The sequence below is a fragment of the Alteribacter natronophilus genome (assembly GCF_006007885.1).
In the GTDB taxonomy this organism is placed as follows: Bacteria; Bacillota; Bacilli; order Bacillales; family Salisediminibacteriaceae; genus Alteribacter; species Alteribacter natronophilus.
This window is the reverse complement of sequence record NZ_VCRO01000002.1, coordinates 258,176-272,145: the sequence shown is the minus strand read 5'-3', so window position 1 is coordinate 272,145 and position 13,970 is coordinate 258,176. Positions and strand designations below refer to the sequence as shown.

Below are 13,970 nucleotides of genomic sequence, written 5' to 3'. Positions count from 1 at the left end.
ATGACAGCTTTGAGATTAACCAATATATTTGCTGCAATGATTTTCCTCGGACTGATCCTGTATACGATCTTCCAGGATAACATTCTCAATATCTCCGAGCCATACGTTGACGATGAGCAGGAGGAAACCCTGGAAATCGGCGGCGGAGCAGGCGGTGGAGACACTGGAGACGGTAACGGCGAGGAAGCTGTTGAACAGGACGATGAAGGCTACGTATATGGCGTCAGTGCCGCCCACCCGCTTGCAGTGGAAGCAGGTATGGAGGTGCTGCGGAACGACGGAAACGCGGTGGAAGCAGCTATCGCTGTCTCCTTTACGCTGAACGTCGTTGAGCCGTATGGTTCCGGCCTTGGAGGCGGCGGCCAGATGCTCGTTCACGAGCCTGGCGGTGAGGTAGCGAGCTATGACTACCGTGAGTCCTCTCCTGCCAGCGGTGTCTGGCCTGAACGCGGTATCGCTGTACCGGGTCTCGTTGCCGGTCTTGAAAGGCTTTACGAAGACTTTGGCGACACGTTTTCTTGGGAGGACCTGATGGCGGATGCCTACGAGCATGCCAATGAAGGTTTCCTCGTGGATACGATGCTGAGTGACCGGATTGACCGGGCCTCCCGTTATATTTTATTTGAAGACCCTGCCATTCAGGAGGAATACCTGCCTGAGGGCCGTGCAATCGAACGTCACGAAACGCTCGTTCAGAGCGGCATGGCACGGACGCTGGAACGTATCATGAATGAAGGCGCCTCAGCATTTTATGAAGGTGAAATTGCGCAGGCATTTGTTGATAATACAGAACTGACGGCCCAGGATCTGGCCGGATACGAAGTGAAGCAGTACGATCCGGTTGTGGGTGATTTCGGGGACTACACCGTTTACGGTGCCTCTGCCCCCTCCTCTGCTGCTACTACGATCCAGATGCTTCAGATGGCGGAAACCCTCGACTTGAAGGCGGTTCTTCAGGATATGCAGAACAGTGCCGGAAATGATCTGGGTCTTGGTTGGCTCGACGATATGGACGAGCTGAATCTTGGTCACCTTGTGAACGATGAGGAGTGGCTGCCGACGTACATTCACCTGATGAGTGAAATTACGAAGGCAGCTTACAATAGCCGACTCGACAGTATTGGTGATCCGGAATACAATGAAGATCTCGATGTGGCCTCTACTCTGGAGCCAAGTTATACCGAAAACATGCTTTCTCAGGATATTAATTTTGACCGCATTTCAGAAGCGCAGCAGTTTGACGAGCCGGCGGCAATCAATGACTCACGCCATACGACACACTTTGTCGTAGTTGATAAAGAGGGCCGGATGGTCTCTGCCACCCACTCTCTAGGTGAGTTCTTCGGTTCCGGCCGAAACATTGAAGGTGTGTTTCTAAACAACCAGCTGAATAACTTCAGCGGCAATACCGAGTCTCCTAACCTGTTTGAGCCAGGTAAACGTCCGCGTACGTTCGTCTCTCCGATTATACTGGCAAACAAGCCTGAATCGGCTGACGAGCTGGAAATGGCGGAACTCGGAATCGGGTCTCCTGGTGGCCGGCGTATTCCTGCCATGGTGTTCCAGACGATTATGCAGTACGCTTACGGTGTGCATGAGGATACCGGGGAACCGTTGACCTTGCAGGAAGCAATCTCCCGTGGCCGGTTCTATACGGAAGGCAACCTGATCTACTCTGAGACGGATATTGATGAGGATGTTCAGGATGTGTTCCTCAACAACATGAACTACAACTTGCAGATCCGCAACTCCCCTCTCTTCTACGGTGGAATTCAGGGGCTTGGCATTGAGTATGAGAACGGCGCCGTTCAGCGAATCTTCGGCGGGGGTGACCCTCGACGCGGCGGAACGTGGCAGCTGGGTTCCGACGAAGGTGAGCAGGAACAGCAGGACGGCAGTGATGATGAAGTAAATTAGGTTAATAGGTTTAGTGGGAAGCTCCCTTTGCTGGGGGCTTCCTTTTTTGTGGTTGGGGGCGTGATTGGGTATTCTGCGGGGGTTCCGTTTGTGAGTGACCGGGTTTGGTCACTCACATGGTCGGGGTGCGTTCTGTTCTGTTGCGCTGGTTGGCGGTTGGGGTTAGTGCGGAGGCTTGTCTGTTTTCCCTCTGCGTCTTTGTTCGAGGAGGTACCAGGAGAGGATGCCGAGGGCGCCGCCGGCCATGTCGAGGAGGACGTCTTCTATCAGGCCGGATCTGCCTGGGTGGTAGTAGTGGGTGATTTCGTCGTAGGTGGCGTAGATGGTGATGAATGCGATCGCGAGTATGGCGGTGTGTGGTGACTGGGTGGGCTTTGTGAGCCATAGTTTTGCGACGCGGTAGGCGAGTATGGCGAGTACGGCATAGACGAAGACGTGGGCGCCTTTCCGGATGAAGAACTCGGCGAATTGTTCGGTTGTGCGTGTGTCGAGTGAGACGACGCTGTTTCCGTACTGGAAGCTGACCCAGCTGAAGGTGCGCTCGATCCAGGTGAGGTCGAATGCGGCGAGGGGTGAATTCAGGCTCTGGTCGCTTGCGGGCATGGATGAGGCGTAGTGGATCATGGCGGTCCAGGCGAGTAGCGGGGTGTAGTGTGTGAGGAGGGTGTTTGATTTGGGGTTGGTGGTGGGTTGGGTGGTGGGTTTGGGTTTATTTGAGTTTGTGTTTTTGTTTTGGGAGTTGTTCATTGGTGGGGCTCCTTTGTCTGGTTCGGTTTATAGTCAGGGTTTATTATATCGGATGGGTGGCAGTTTGTGGGAGTGGTTCGGGGTTTTTACTGGGATTTCTTCATAAATCATGGTTGTTTGCGGGTTAAATAAACGTTTGTTTAAGATGCGAGGGGTGTCGGGTGGTGGGGGATTTCTGTATTTAGCGATTATTTGCTGTGATTTGGTGGTTAGTAATTTTATTTAGCTTTTATTCTTAGGAATTTGGTAATTAATTAATTTATTTGGTGATTAGGCCGGGTGATTTAGCTTTTAACGGTATTATGGAGGGTTCAAGCAGGCTGCTTAAGTCATATTTTTTCCCTTTTGTATTCCCTATGGATGGAAGGCCGAGGTTTTTTAGTATATTGGAAGCTGTCTGTGCCTCCGGGATATTCATGAATTGGCGAAAAGATGCCTGAGTCATTACCGGTCCCATGAGCAGGCAGTAGTCACGGAGTGCCGAGTGGAGTACTTCGGCGCTTCTGAATCGGATGTGACAGCGCGGGCATTGCCAGCTTCTTGATTGGCGGATGAGCAGCGTTGATGGGCATGCTGGACAGAACACGCCTCTGATGAGTTCGGGGCAGGTGATTTTGTGTTTTTTCAGGAGGTTGGGGATGAATGGTGTGTGGGCGGTGAGGATCTGGTTATCGAGGGCGTGCAGCTGGGCGTCGGTGTAGGTGTAGCCTGGGTTGGCGCGCAGGATTCTCTGGAGGCGGGATTCGAGGTGGGAAGTTTTGACGACGCGGTGGCGGTCCGGGTAGTCTTCGCTGAAGATGATTATGGGATTGGTGTTGGCCATGACGGCGAGGTGTTCGATTGGGATTGGCGGCTGGCCGGTGGTGCGCTGCCAGATGTGGAGTTTGGATTTCTGGCGGCGGGCCTGTTCCACCGGGTCGTCGTAGACTTTTTCTATGTAATCCTCTTTCGTGTCGTCCCATTTTTCCTGGATGAGCTGGCCGGAGTCGCCTTTGAAATAGAGAGATCTGCCGCCCATGTTTTTGATTTCGAGTATAATGGCGAGCTGGCGTGAGACGAGCAGGGTGTCGATCTGGACGCAGCTGCCGGGGGCGTAGGCGATGCGGGGGTTGTGGTAGACGTGGAATGGCGGGAGATCGGCGGTGTTAATGAAGAATTCGGTGTTTACTTCCCCCTGGTGGCCGGAGTCGTACATGCGGTGCTGGGTGAGGACGTCTTCTCTTCTCGGGTGGCGGTCGGGAAGGCGTCTGAGGAGTGCTTCGCCTGAGAGGAGTTCGAGTGGTGTGGTGCGGGGTTTTCGTATGATCATAGAGTCGCTTCCTTTCGGTGGGTGTGGGTATATGGACTATTTTACATTAACTGGAGGGGTTTCGGGCAAAAAAAAAAGACCCGCTAGCGGCGCGGTGGTTTGCGGGACTGCGGAAGGCCGGTGCGGGCGCGGAAGACGTAGTCGGTGCTGAGGATGCCTTTTTTGCCGCGCCCGGCGGGGTTTTTAATCTGCTTTTCTTCTGAGCGTGCGACTGTGGACTGGTCGCTGTGTTCGAGGTCTTTCAGGAGCCGGGCGATGTCGCTGAGAAAGTCTTTTTTGTTCAAATAGGATCTTCCTTTCGTTTAAGGATGCGGTCGGCTCCTGGGCTGATGGAGCCGGCAGGTCAGGATTCGGTTTCCGAAGAGATTTTCTTCACTCTTTCCTCAAGTTCCTCGAGCTGACCGCGGAGGTAGTCGTTCTCCTGCTTGAGATCGGTGGCTTTGGAGGAATAGTGTGGATCGGTTTCCCACCAGTCCATGCCGATTTCCTTGGCTTTGTCGACGGAGGCGATGAGCAGGCGGATTTTGATGGTGATGAGCTCCACATCGGCAAGGTTGATTTTGATGTCGCCGGCGATGACGACTCCTTTGTCGAGGACGGTTTCGAGTACGTCGACGAGGCTGTTGGAGTTGGTGGACTGTTTGATTTCGTTTCTCTGCTGGTCCATGGTGGTTCACTCTCCTTCATTATATGCGGCTGATTCGTGCATGTTCGTTTAGAGCAGGTTGCCGAGCGGGCCGAGGTCGATGTTCAGGTCGTCGTCGTCGAGGTTGAAGTGTTCTTTGAGTTCTTCCATTTTTTCCTCGAGGTTCATGAGGGCAACGCCGAGTTTTTCGATCTGTTCGTCGTTCAGGGTGCCGCCTTCAACGCGGCGCATGGCCTGGCGTTCAACGAGCTGTCTGAGGAGCTCGATTACGGTGAGGACGAGCTGGGCGAGTCCGTCTTCGGCTTTTTCCGGGTCGAGTGAGACGCGGCCGGTGGGCTGGCTGGTTGTCTGCGGCTGTGCGGCTGTGAGTGAGTCTGTTCGGGTCATAGTTTCTGAGCCTCCTTCATTTTTCGGTTTGTATCGTCGTGGCTGTCTTTCTGGGACGCTTCGATCAGTGTCTCGACGGATGTGAGCAGGATTCTGAGATCGAGATAGACGAGGTCGATGTCGGCGATGGAGATGGTGATGTCGCCGCGCAGCACCACGCCTTTGTCGAGGACGCAGTCGAGTATGTCGAGGAGCGAGACGTCCTGGTTTTTGAGCGCTTCGGGTTGAGAATCGGACAGTGTTTTGGGCCGGTTGCTGGGTGTGCTGGGTGTGCTGCGGGTTTGCTGCATCGCTCGTCTCATCCCTCCTTTGATTTTGGATTTGGCTTTTATTTTTGATGATTTGGTGGTTGGTAATTTTATTTAGCTTTTAATCGGCTGGATTTGGTAGTTAAATATTTTATTTAGCCTTTAATCCGCTGGATTTGGTGATTAAATCATTTATTTAGCTTTTAGCTTCCGGCTCGCCTGTGTGGCAGCGCCGTTGAGATACTCCTCCGCCTACTCCAGCGACGAGAAGTGGTATGCGGGCCACGGGCCGGTTAGTTCGAATGTGAGGCCGGCGTTTTCGGGTGCCTTGTTGGCGGCTTCGACGGCGTCGATCAGCGTGCCGGCATTTTCCGTGTCGAGCAGGTAGGCGCTGTTAAAGCACATCGATTCGGTGCGGCCGGTGACTTTGCGGTCCCAGTTTTTCTTGATTTCCTGATCGCTGCTCATCCCTGTGAGACGGTCGTGGAGCGCTTCACATTTTTCGTTGATCTCACGATCGGCCTGCTCGGATACGAACTGGTCGAGTTTACGGCGCTCGAAGAACTGTTTACCTTTGCTCATGTTTTCGATTTCGCGGTTTTTTTCCTCGATTGCCGGGCTCGTTTCGAGTACGGTCTGGTGGAACGTGTCGCGGTCGGCGTAGACTTTGACGTTCCATTCCTCCTTGCCGGCAAGGGAGGTAAAGAGCTCTTTGAGGCGTTCATGTTTTGTATGTAACGCCTGCTCGAGGCTTTCTGTTGTTTCATAGATTGTACCGAATTTGAGCGGGATGACTGTGAAATCCCGGTTCAGCCGGTTCATGGTTTCGTGGTGGTGAAAGGCTTTTTCCTGAAGCCATTCCATGTTTTCGGCGTTTTTCTTGAGTTCGTCTTCACTGAATTCACTGCTGCTGACCGGGCAGATGACCGCGGTCACCGGGCCGATTTCGTGGTAACTTAGTTTTTCATCCGGATCGATCCCCGGTTCTTCGGAGGGTTCGGCGTTGTTAAATTCGGCTGTAGGGATGAGTGCGTATAGATAAATGAGCTGGTCTGTTTTTGTCTGCATTGGGGGGTCTCCCTCCTATTACTGATCTTCCTCCACTGCTTCCCGGAGGCGCTCCTGTTCAAGCTCCTTGGCTATGCGGTAGCGCTGGAGGAGGAATTCCTCCTGCTGGTCGTAGGCTTCTTCGGAGATCTCCTCCATTTCAAGCATCATCTGCAGGTGGATAAGTTTCTGCTGGATATGCTCCAGGTCGTACAGTTCCTTGTCTGCCTCTTCCTTCACTTTCTTTCCGACCATGACGAGGGTGTCGATGGGCCAGGTGAAGAGCTTGAAGATCATGAGGCGTCTCCTGCTTTCAGTTTAATGTTGATAAAGTTGTATGCCGGCCATGGACCGGTGTATTTGAAATCGAGCTTGTCGGCCCATTCGTCGTGGATCCGGTTTACGAGTTCGTCAAATGCCTGTTCTTTGTCCCGGTCAACGAGAAAGGAGGCGTTCATGACCATCCGCTCGCTGACGGGATCGTTGTTCTTCGCAGCGTCCGCTTCTTTTGCAAGCGGCTGGAAGATTTCCTCGTCGAACCGGATCTGAAGGTCGGTCATAAACGTTCGTGCCGCTTCCCCGAGCTTGATGCGGTCGTAGTAGCCGGCCTCTTTCGTTTTGCCGGCAGTGCCGGATTTAAGGGACTGAAGCTGCGGGTTTTCCTTGACGGTGCGCTCGATCCATTCCTTTTTTCCGACGAGTTTGAGCCCGACCTCGATTTTGTTTTTGATCCGGGGGAAAATCTCTTCGAACTGCGGCTTAAGTTTTCCCATGAGCACGCTGACGTCTTCTTCTGTCTGGAGAACATTACCGAAACTCATCGGGATGACGGTATGCTTTTTCATGATGTCGGCGACCATGTCCTGGTGGGCTTTCAGGTTCTGGCGGCTCGGTTCGTATATCTGCACCGGAGCGCGGGTGACGACCATGGCCATCTCCTCATACGGAATGGTGTAGACTTTGCGGTGTTCGCCGGCCAGTTTTACTTTGCCGAATGTCTGGTCTTCTGCATCCGGGATGGCGCAGAACATGTAGATGCCTTCTGTCTCTGTAGTCATGCAGGGACTCCCCCTCTAAATCTTTTTCAGCTCTTTGGCGATTTTGTCTTTTGCTTCGGTGTCGTTTTTCTCTTCCTTCATGCACCGGTTCACGGCGTCGCTGAGGATGTCTTTGCAGAGCGTGACGAAATCCTCATCCGATGAATCGATCGGGATGTCGTTATGCCGCGCGATGTCGCCGATCATGATCGATGCGCGGAAGCTCGGTCCCTGAACCTCTTCCTTTTCACAGAAGTTGCGGATGCTTTCCACGAGTTCGATGATCGTCTCGGCTTCCTCTTTTTTGATGCCGGTCCGTTCCTGAATCATGTAGACTTCGGTTTCGCTTGATCCGCGGGAAAGCTCCAGGGTGATGAGACGGTCGCGAAGGGCGTCCTGGGACTGGTAGACACCGGCATATTCAACCGGATTGCTAGTGAAGATAATTTTGAAGTCCGGGTGTACACGGATGAACGCTTCATCCTGCTTCGTTCCGTAGAGCGGCAGGATGCCTTCCTCTATCACGCTCAGGAGAAGGTTGTTCGTTTCCGGCAGGGAGCGGGTGAATTCGTCGTACACGACGGTATAGCCGTTTTTCACTGCCTTGGCGAGCAGGCCTTCGCTACGCTTTTCGTTCAGCTCCTCCGTGTGCTTGTAGACGGTGCGGACGAAGTTATCCACGTTTTTCGTTGCTTTATAGCCGCTCGTGCCGCCGATCAGATCCACGTTTGCCATCTCATGGTTCCCCTGAAGGAAAACGACTGGCTGGTCGTACAGGCTCGCGAGATACAGGGCGAGTGATGTTTTACCGACACCTGCAGGTCCCGTAAAATGAACCGGGTATCCGGCGTTCAGATAGTGCTTTGAGCGGGCGACGATTTTTTCCACTTCATCGGTGACAACGAAGTTCTCCAGTTCGATGTTCCGGGAGCGGCGGACGGACTCACGGTCCTGCCGGTTTTCCGATGAGTCGGAGCTGGATTCGTCCCGGCCGTTTTCGTCCGACTGTCTGCTGGATTCATTGCTGGATTTTTTGCTTGATTTTGACTCGTTCTGGTTTGATTTTTCATTCGATTGGGAATTGTTTCCGGTGTTGGACTTGGACTCGTTTCCGTTTTTACTGGATTGGGATTGGTTTTCAGTGCTGGATTTTGATTCGTTTTTGCTCGTCGATTTATTCCCTGATTTGGACTGGCTGCTGGATTTTGAGCCGGATTTGGATTCTGTTGTGCCACTTCCGGTTTTTTTTCCCGAACCGGAGCTGCTGTTCCTGGATTTAGTGCTGGTTCCTGAGCTGCTGCTGTTTTTGGATCTGCTGCTGGAGCCGGAGCTGTTACTCCGGGATTTAGTGCTGGATCCGGATTTACTTTTGGCATTGCTGCCTGAATTGGATTTGCTCTCACTATTGGATTTTGTGCCGGCATTTGAATTGTTACCTTGTTTGAATTCAATGTTATTTCCTGAACCGGAAGAATCGTCTTTTGTCTGGTTTTTGCTGTTACCTTTGCTCTCGGAACCAGAACCGGGGCTGAAGATATCTTTCAGGCTCATGCTGTGCCTACCTCCCTTCTGCTTCTTCAAGTTTGTCCGTACGGTTACGGAGGCTTTTGCGGTAGAACGACTCTACTTCCAGATCCTTGTTGACGCGGGAGTGGTAAACACCAAGAAGCTGGTCGCGGCCGTATTTTTTCATGTATTCTTTTTCCTCGATCACTTCAACTTCCACGTCCCACCCTTTTTCGTCGGTGACAATGGAGGTGATGCGATAGACAGGGTAAACGTGATCTTTGAAGAATTCTTTGACTGTATCTATGACGTCTTCTATTTTCATGTTGGTGTCCCACCTTTAGCGACGGATTTTTATTCGCAGGAAAGAGAACCTGGCGCAGTGGTATGCACCAGATTCTTCACTCCTGACTGGTTAGGCAAAATTGAGTCGGCTGGAGCCTTCTTCGGATTCTTCCCCGTCGAGTTCTCCCTGGACCTCATCACGGAGCAGTCCGACAGCTTCTGCGTAACGGAGCCATGTATCAACGGATGCGATAACAACTCGGGCTTCCACGGTAATGAGCTCGATCCCGACTAGAGATACGCGAGCATAAAGGTCGATTACAACACCTTTATCGAGGATACGGTCGATCACTTCTGCTAGGCTGGATGAATCGGTACTTTTCTGAATGGCCATGCTGGACACTCTCCTTTACGGTTTTTTGATGTCGTCCGATCCTTTAATGTCAGTGGCGCTTTTGAGATCGGACGGTTTCTTAATGTCACTCGTCTTCTTGATTCCATCGTCGTCACTGCTGTCAGAGTCATCGGAGTCAGAGCCTGTGAGTTCGTTGTCTTTAACCTCTTCTTTTGCGTCCTCTGCCTGGCTTTTAATTCGGCGCTTTGCAACTTTTGCTTTGTTCTTGGCTTCTTCCGCTTTGTCCTGAAGCTTTTCTCCGGCTTCCTCCATGTTTTCCTTAACATCTTCCTTGGTTTTCCGTACCTTTTCGAACAGGTTGTAAAACTTCTTACCAACGTAAGTGGCTGCAGTCGCGTTTTTCGCTTTCGGGTGATCGTCCAGCTGCTCCTTCGCCTCATCCTTGGCTTCTTCTTTGGCGGAAGAGACCAGGCTCTTGGCTTTAGAGCGGACGTTTTTGTTAAGGAGCGCGAGGCTTCCGAGCGCTATTCCGGCACCGCCGGCAGCGAGTGCTTTTTTACCCGCACTGAATTTAGCAGTTTCCCGCTCTTCATCTTCTTGTTCATCTTCTTGTTCTTCTTCATCTTCTTGTTCTTCTTCATCTTCATCTTGTTCTTCATCTTCTTCTTGCTCTTCTTCTTGTTCTTCTTCTTGTTCTTCCTCTTGCTCTTCTTCTTGCTCTTCTTCTTGTTCTTCTTCTTGTTCTTCCTCTTGCTCTTGATCTTTTTCAGTTTCTGCATTTACTGACATAGGCAGCGCTCCTCCTCTATCGGGTTTGTGGATTTCAGAATTTTATCCAGTGCAAAAAAGAGAGACAGGCGCTCTCTTTCTCATAAACCTGAACTGGATTGAGAACCCCTGCTATTTACCGGCTTTTTCTTCTGATTCTTCTTTTTCCTCGGATTCTTGTTCCTCGGATTCTTCTTGCTGCTCGGAATTACTTTCTTCCGCCTCTTCTTCCGTATCATCTTCCGAGGACGGCTGGTCGAGAATCTTGGTGGCATCTCCCGGCTCAGTGTCTTCGTCTTCCTCGATGGTGGCGGCTACCTTGTCAGCGGAGTCACGGAGACCTTCTGCTGCTTCGTTTTTCTTTTCAGCCGTCCAGTTTGTAATGTTTTCGGTAATTTCACCGGCTTTTTCTTTCAGTTCTTCGTAACGCTTGGATGAGGTGTCTACTACGCCTGCCCATGTGTCTTTACCTTTCTGTGTAGTTTCCTCATATTTTCCAACGATGTCGTCACGGACTTCTTTTCCGCTTTTAGGGGTGGAAAGTACAGCTGCGGCCGATGCGACCAGGGCCCCGATTGCGGCTCCGGCAAAGAAACTTCCAGTTGAAAACCCGCCGGAAGGCTCCTGTACCGGTACGTTTCCGTTCTGGCTTTCAGAACGGTGATGCTGCTGCATCGGTTGATCGTTCTGCTGTGTGCTGTCCGATTGTTCCTGTGACTGGGCGCCTGACTGGTTCTGCTGCTCCTGATTTGAATAATTTTGCTGGTCTGTCTGATTGCTGGACATTTCACATTCCTCCTAAACGTGATTTCTGTGGACTATACCCGTATAGGAGTGCTCAAAACTGGAAATTACTGCTTCCCTTCATATTTAGTTATTTTGTCACATGGACCAGTATGGCGGGTTTTTCCATTCATTTTTTGTAAATTCCGTGATTCGTGCAGGATCTTTCAGGGAAATAGAGTAGGTATGAGTATGGAACAGAGATTATCCAGTGACTGACGAAACTGAAGCTAAAGAGGTGATGGTTCGTAATGGTGGAATATTATAAGATTAGTGATTTTGCAAAAGAGGTAGGAAAGCATGCGAGTACGGTGGACAGCTGGTTCCGCAAACTCGAGGAACGCGGGCTTCATTATGTGAACCGTGCTGACGAGGAACGTATTTATGATGAGCTCGATCTCGACATCGCCAGGTTTGTAAAGGAAAAGCGCGAGGACAACTGGTCGATAGATGCGATTTTCAAAAAGCTTGAGGAAGAGTTTGAGCTTCGTCCGTTTCCTGCGTCCGGTGAGGATGAGGAACAGATCGACGTCGAGGCGCTGAAGGAGGAACTTCGCCGGGAAGTGCAGGAAGAAGTGCGCAGGCAGCGTGTGCAGGATCTGGTTCTCCGCCGGCAAGTTGAGGCGGAGCTTGAAGAAGAGTCACTCCGTCACTGGGGTGAGCTGCCTGAAGGGCAGCGGATGCGCAAAGGCCGGTTCTTTTTAAAGCAGGAGGACATCGAGAAGCGTGATGAATTCGTCCGGCTCTACGTGGAGCGGCGTTTTGAGGATAAGTGCCGTGAAATGATGGAGGATAAGGAGACGGTGTAGGGGTCTGCTAAGTGGAATATGGATTTTAGGATTTACGGTTTGCACAGGGCCCCTCGGTTGAGGGGTCTTTTTGTTGCTGTGGAAGTGAAAGGGTGCTAAAAGCTGAATCAGTGGAATTAAAAGCTGAATAAAATAATTAACCATCAAATCATTTTAATTAATTGCTGAATCCTCGCAACTAACCACCAAATAATCCTTCCCCTCCCAATCAATCTTCACGCCAGCACAAAAACCCCCGGCCGCCACGCAAAGGCGTGGGCGCCGGGGGTTCCGTATTGCTCAATATTATAGATTACTGAACTGTTACTTCCTGAAGCTGGTAAAGACCGTTTGGATGCTTCCAGAAGCCGTTTACGTTTTCACCCAGACCTACAGAGTAGATGGAGTGGTAAAGGTAAAGCATTGGTGCATCGTCTACAAGAATTTCAAGAGCCTGGGAGTAAAGTTCCTCACGGGCATCTTCTTCAGTTTCACGACGTGCCTGGTCAAGGATGTCGTCGAGCTCTTCGCTGTCTGTGAACGTACGGTTACCTGCAGCTCCGTGCTGAGAAGAGTGGAACAGCGGGAACATACCGTAGTCAGCGTCACCTGTTACAGTAACCCAGCCAAGGATGAACATGTCATGCTGACCTGCAGCAGTGTCGTCGAGGTACGCGCCCCACTCCACTACTTCGATTTCAACGTCTACGCCGATTTGGCTAAGCTGATCCTGAACGATTACAGCGATGTCCTGACGCTCGGCAGAGTCGTTTGTCCAGATTGTTGTTTCAAATCCGTCTTCATACCCTGCTTCTGCAAGAAGCTCCTGCGCGCGCTCAGGGTCGTAAGGAAGTTCTTCTACAGAGTCGTCAAAACCGAATACCTGGTCGTTGATTGGACCGATAGCCGGGTTACCTTCACCCTGAAGTACACCTTCGATGATTTCTTCTTTGTTAATAGCCATTGAAAGGGCCTGACGTACTTTTGGATCGTCGTACGGCTCTTTGTCGTTGTTAAATCCGATGTACGCCGTGCTCAGGGATTCCTGCTGGTAAAGGTTAACAGCGTCACTGTTTTCCACACGGTTAATGTCAGTTGGACGGATCGGGTAGGCGATGTCGATTTCCCCTGCTTCAACAGAGTTGATCATCTGACCTTCGTCACCGATAACGCGCCATGTTACGCGGTCAACTTTTGCCTGCTCGCCCCAGTAGTTTTCGTTTTTCGCGAGAACAGTGTTGTCACCGGAAGTACGCTCTTCAAGCTCGAAGAAACCTGTACCGGCAGAGTTACGGTTAAGGTACCATCCAGGCTCCTCGCCGTCTTCCATAGCTTCGTAGTCTGCTTCGATTGCATCACCACTGATGATGGACCCTCCAGTATGAGCAAGGTGAGCCGGAAGTGGTGCGAATGGGAATTCTGTCTCAAAGCGGACAGTATACTCATCCACTGCTTCTACGTTCTCAACCATTTCGAAAAGGAACGCACGTGGAGATGCGATGTCCGGATCGAGCAGGCGGTCGAAGTTTGCTACAACAACGTCTGCGTTAAGCTCGGACCCGTCGTGGAAAGTTACGTCCTGACGAAGGGTGAATTCCCAAACGTCCGGCTCTACAGCTTCCCAGTCTTCAGCAAGAAGCGGCTCGATTTCCATATCTTCAGTCTGTGTTACGAGAGTTTCGTAAATGTTTGTCTGAACGTTACTTGATGGCACGTCGTTGGAACCGTGCGGGTCAAGGGAAACGATATCGGAGATCATACCGATTGTAAGCTCGCCGCCTTCTTCACCTGCTGCTTCCTCATCGTCGTCATCAGCGTCGCCAGTGTCTTCTGTGTCTGTGTCGCCAGTATCGCCGCCAGCGTCGCCGCCTTCATCATCAGGCTCAGTTGCACAACCCATAAGTGCCAGTGAAAGGGCTGCCGGAATAGCGATTGACTTAAGCCAAGTGCTTTTTTTCAATTGTGTTACCCCCTTGGTTGATTAAGTATCACCTATTAAAGTACATGAAGAAACGAAAAAAGACAAGTATTCTCTTAACGATAACTTAAACTATTCTAAACATTTGTCATCTTGAAAATTGCCGAATCCTTTGAAATAAAGGTAATCTGCTTGAAAAACACCGGAAAATGTTACTACATTTTTCCTG

The 13,970-nt window shown here is 51.3% G+C and carries 17 protein-coding genes; 2 read left to right on the top strand and 15 right to left on the bottom strand.

Annotated elements, in window-relative coordinates; genetic code table 11:
* A complete protein-coding gene (locus FGB90_RS08415) occupies positions 1-1,917 on the top strand; it encodes a gamma-glutamyltransferase family protein (protein ID WP_138810381.1) in 1,917 nt (638 codons plus the stop codon).
* Positions 1,918-2,079: 162 nt separating this feature from the next.
* On the opposite strand, the gene FGB90_RS08410 is transcribed toward FGB90_RS08415, so the two are convergent.
* The 14 genes from FGB90_RS08410 to FGB90_RS08340 form a co-directional block, all read right to left on the bottom strand.
* Positions 2,080-2,664, bottom strand: coding sequence for a VanZ family protein (locus tag FGB90_RS08410; RefSeq protein ID WP_138810380.1), 585 nt, complete (start codon positions 2,662-2,664; stop codon positions 2,080-2,082).
* 259 nt (positions 2,665-2,923) lie between these two features.
* Positions 2,924-3,973, bottom strand: coding sequence for a nuclease-related domain-containing protein (locus FGB90_RS08405; protein WP_138810379.1), 1,050 nt, complete (start codon positions 3,971-3,973; stop codon positions 2,924-2,926).
* Positions 3,974-4,056: 83 nt separating this feature from the next.
* Positions 4,057-4,257: a hypothetical protein gene (locus FGB90_RS08400; RefSeq protein WP_138810378.1), complete on the bottom strand. Its 201-nt coding sequence runs from the start codon at positions 4,255-4,257 to the stop codon at positions 4,057-4,059.
* Positions 4,258-4,316: 59 nt separating this feature from the next.
* On the bottom strand, positions 4,317-4,640 hold the full coding sequence (locus FGB90_RS08395) for a gas vesicle protein (protein WP_138810377.1): 324 nt from the start codon (positions 4,638-4,640) through the stop codon (positions 4,317-4,319).
* A gap of 48 nt (positions 4,641-4,688) precedes the next feature.
* Positions 4,689-5,006 carry a gas vesicle protein K gene (locus FGB90_RS08390; RefSeq protein ID WP_138810376.1) on the bottom strand — a complete coding sequence of 106 codons (318 nt, stop codon included), beginning with the start codon at positions 5,004-5,006 and terminating at the stop codon, positions 4,689-4,691.
* Positions 5,003-5,308 (bottom strand): gas vesicle protein, encoded by a 306-nt coding sequence (locus FGB90_RS08385; protein ID WP_246056109.1) that lies wholly within the window; start codon positions 5,306-5,308, stop codon positions 5,003-5,005. Before FGB90_RS08385 ends, FGB90_RS08390 begins: the two co-directional genes overlap by 4 nt.
* A gap of 198 nt (positions 5,309-5,506) precedes the next feature.
* A complete protein-coding gene (locus FGB90_RS08380) occupies positions 5,507-6,322 on the bottom strand; it encodes a GvpL/GvpF family gas vesicle protein (protein WP_138810375.1) in 816 nt (271 codons plus the stop codon).
* 18 nt (positions 6,323-6,340) lie between these two features.
* Entirely contained in the window at positions 6,341-6,598 is a 258-nt protein-coding gene (locus FGB90_RS08375) for a gas vesicle protein GvpG (RefSeq protein ID WP_138810374.1), read from the bottom strand.
* A complete protein-coding gene (locus tag FGB90_RS08370; protein ID WP_138810373.1) occupies positions 6,595-7,359 on the bottom strand; it encodes a GvpL/GvpF family gas vesicle protein in 765 nt (254 codons plus the stop codon). The genes FGB90_RS08375 and FGB90_RS08370 overlap by 4 nt, the downstream gene beginning before the upstream one ends.
* Before the next feature lie 15 nt (positions 7,360-7,374).
* Positions 7,375-8,889, bottom strand: a complete 1,515-nt coding sequence (gvpN, locus tag FGB90_RS08365) for a gas vesicle protein GvpN (RefSeq protein ID WP_138810372.1) — start codon at positions 8,887-8,889, stop codon at positions 7,375-7,377.
* Positions 8,890-8,896: 7 nt separating this feature from the next.
* Entirely contained in the window at positions 8,897-9,169 is a 273-nt protein-coding gene (locus FGB90_RS08360) for a gas vesicle protein GvpO (RefSeq protein WP_138810371.1), read from the bottom strand.
* A gap of 90 nt (positions 9,170-9,259) precedes the next feature.
* Positions 9,260-9,523: a gas vesicle structural protein GvpA gene (gvpA, locus tag FGB90_RS08355; RefSeq protein WP_138810370.1), complete on the bottom strand. Its 264-nt coding sequence runs from the start codon at positions 9,521-9,523 to the stop codon at positions 9,260-9,262.
* 15 nt (positions 9,524-9,538) lie between these two features.
* Positions 9,539-10,273 carry a YtxH domain-containing protein gene (locus FGB90_RS19645; RefSeq protein ID WP_171051757.1) on the bottom strand — a complete coding sequence of 245 codons (735 nt, stop codon included), beginning with the start codon at positions 10,271-10,273 and terminating at the stop codon, positions 9,539-9,541.
* 111 nt (positions 10,274-10,384) lie between these two features.
* The gene (locus tag FGB90_RS08340; RefSeq protein WP_138810367.1) at positions 10,385-11,038 is read right to left on the bottom strand and encodes a YtxH domain-containing protein; all 654 of its coding nucleotides are present in this window, start codon (positions 11,036-11,038) and stop codon (positions 10,385-10,387) included.
* A gap of 248 nt (positions 11,039-11,286) precedes the next feature.
* On the opposite strand from FGB90_RS08340, the gene FGB90_RS08335 reads away from it, so the two are divergent.
* The gene (locus FGB90_RS08335) at positions 11,287-11,844 is read left to right on the top strand and encodes a MerR family transcriptional regulator (protein WP_138810366.1); all 558 of its coding nucleotides are present in this window, start codon (positions 11,287-11,289) and stop codon (positions 11,842-11,844) included.
* Positions 11,845-12,136: 292 nt separating this feature from the next.
* Here the strand turns inward: FGB90_RS08335 and FGB90_RS08330 are convergent, their stop codons facing one another.
* Entirely contained in the window at positions 12,137-13,783 is a 1,647-nt protein-coding gene (locus FGB90_RS08330) for a glutathione ABC transporter substrate-binding protein (protein ID WP_306419229.1), read from the bottom strand.
* Positions 13,784-13,970: the final 187 nt, after the last annotated feature.

Bases quoted from the DNA above. Each gene is read 5' to 3' on its own strand.
- gvpA (WP_138810370.1), bottom strand. From the start codon at position 9,523: ATGGCCATTCAGAAAAGTACCGATTCATCCAGCCTAGCAGAAGTGATC.
- FGB90_RS08415 (WP_138810381.1), top strand. From the start codon at position 1: ATGACAGCTTTGAGATTAACCAATATATTTGCTGCAATGATTTTCCTC.
- gvpN (WP_138810372.1), bottom strand. From the start codon at position 8,889: ATGAGCCTGAAAGATATCTTCAGCCCCGGTTCTGGTTCCGAGAGCAAA.
- FGB90_RS08340 (WP_138810367.1), bottom strand. From the start codon at position 11,038: ATGTCCAGCAATCAGACAGACCAGCAAAATTATTCAAATCAGGAGCAG.
- FGB90_RS08385 (WP_246056109.1), bottom strand. From the start codon at position 5,308: ATGAGACGAGCGATGCAGCAAACCCGCAGCACACCCAGCACACCCAGC.
- FGB90_RS08375 (WP_138810374.1), bottom strand. From the start codon at position 6,598: ATGATCTTCAAGCTCTTCACCTGGCCCATCGACACCCTCGTCATGGTC.
- FGB90_RS08395 (WP_138810377.1), bottom strand. From the start codon at position 4,640: ATGGACCAGCAGAGAAACGAAATCAAACAGTCCACCAACTCCAACAGC.
- FGB90_RS19645 (WP_171051757.1), bottom strand. From the start codon at position 10,273: ATGTCAGTAAATGCAGAAACTGAAAAAGATCAAGAGCAAGAGGAAGAA.
- FGB90_RS08335 (WP_138810366.1), top strand. From the start codon at position 11,287: ATGGTGGAATATTATAAGATTAGTGATTTTGCAAAAGAGGTAGGAAAG.
- FGB90_RS08380 (WP_138810375.1), bottom strand. From the start codon at position 6,322: ATGCAGACAAAAACAGACCAGCTCATTTATCTATACGCACTCATCCCT.
- FGB90_RS08405 (WP_138810379.1), bottom strand. From the start codon at position 3,973: ATGATCATACGAAAACCCCGCACCACACCACTCGAACTCCTCTCAGGC.
- FGB90_RS08360 (WP_138810371.1), bottom strand. From the start codon at position 9,169: ATGAAAATAGAAGACGTCATAGATACAGTCAAAGAATTCTTCAAAGAT.
- FGB90_RS08410 (WP_138810380.1), bottom strand. From the start codon at position 2,664: ATGAACAACTCCCAAAACAAAAACACAAACTCAAATAAACCCAAACCC.
- FGB90_RS08390 (WP_138810376.1), bottom strand. From the start codon at position 5,006: ATGACCCGAACAGACTCACTCACAGCCGCACAGCCGCAGACAACCAGC.
- FGB90_RS08370 (WP_138810373.1), bottom strand. From the start codon at position 7,359: ATGACTACAGAGACAGAAGGCATCTACATGTTCTGCGCCATCCCGGAT.